Consider the following 1,389-nt stretch of genomic DNA (forward strand, 5'->3'; position numbering starts at 1 on the left):
TCCGTGGAACTGCCAACAGTAGAACAAGTGCAAAAGGAACAGCAGCGACTTCGTTATCAGAGAAGATACCGTCGAACACTAAAAAGCACGGTTTCTGTTCTTATCGTTGTTGCAGCTTTGGCTATTTTGGTGGCAACCCTTTGGATGCCGGTCTTGCAGATTTATGGAACCTCTATGACGCCGACGTTAGAGGATGGCGATATTATTTTTACCGTCAAAACACACGCGTTTGATTCCGGAGACATCGTGGCGTTTTATTACAACAACAAGATATTGGTCAAGCGAGTAATTGCAGAATCCGGAGACTGGGTCAATATTGACGCAGATGGAACAGTATATGTCAATGATGTTGCGCAAAAAGAGACATATCTCGATGAGAAGGCTCTTGGCGATACAGATATTCAGCTTCCGTATCAAGTGCCGGATGGCAAAGTTTTTGTTTTAGGCGATCACCGAGCGACTTCGGTAGATTCAAGAAATACAGCAGTCGGATGCGTTGGACAGGAACAAATTGTAGGAAGGATCCTGTTTCGTGTTTGGCCGCTCGAACGGTTTGGAGTAATCAAGTAGAAAGGAGTTCATACCGATGCGCATAACAGGGCTGCGGTCGGCAGAAAATTATGCCGGTCAGAGAAAAAAACATTCTCTTTGGAAAAGAATTGTAGCAGCTCTTGCCTGCATAGTTGTCTTTGTCACAACATATATGCTGATTTTACCAGCGATTACGGCAGAAAATCAGACGTATTGCGGCAAAGACCATGAACACACCTTACAATGTTTCTCCGATCCAAATGCAGATGTTGAGTCACAGGAAACTTGGGAAAAAGATATACAAACCATTTCTTTGACAGGTAAACCGGCAGAAGATGTTGTGGCGGTTGCCAAAAGTCAAATTGGTTATGAAGAGAGCCAAAAAAATTACAACGTCACAGAAGATGGACAGCAAAAGGGTTACACGCGATACGGCGCATGGTATGGCGATTGCTATGGTGACTGGGATGCGATGTTTGTCGCGTTTTGTCTGAATTATGCGGGCGTGCAGGATTATCCGGCAGATGCTGATTGCAAGATTTGGATGGAACAGGTTTCTGCTGAGCCGTATAACGATTTTTATGATACAGATGCCTATCAGCCACAGGCTGGAAATTTGATTTTCTTCGATACAGATAAAGATGGAGAGGCAGACCATATGGGCGTGGTTGTTTCTACAGATGTAGAAAATGCCAAAGTTCAAACAATTGAAGGCGATGTGTCTGACCGCGTTCAGTATAGCACCTATGCTTCCGATGACGCCACAATTCTCGGCTACGCAAGCATTCCGGATAACGCGGAGGAGGACTCTAGTGCAGTTGCTGTACAGGGAAAAGGTAATGGCAATTCTGGCGGGCA

The 1,389-nt window shown here is 45.1% G+C and carries 2 protein-coding genes; both read left to right on the forward strand.

Translation table 11 applies throughout. The annotated features are described in order from the left end of the window. The coding region (lepB, locus tag ACR0P9_RS12615; RefSeq protein WP_432620678.1) for a signal peptidase I at positions 1-570 on the forward strand (570 nt) is incomplete at its 5' end. Between the two features lie 16 nt (positions 571-586). Beyond that, positions 587-1,389, forward strand: an 803-nt coding sequence (locus ACR0P9_RS12620; RefSeq protein ID WP_432620680.1) for a CHAP domain-containing protein, incomplete at its 3' end; no start/stop codon positions are given.

The sequence above is a fragment of the Butyricicoccus sp. genome, from assembly GCF_050872565.1.
Taxonomy (GTDB): domain Bacteria; phylum Bacillota; class Clostridia; order Oscillospirales; family Butyricicoccaceae; genus Butyricicoccus_A.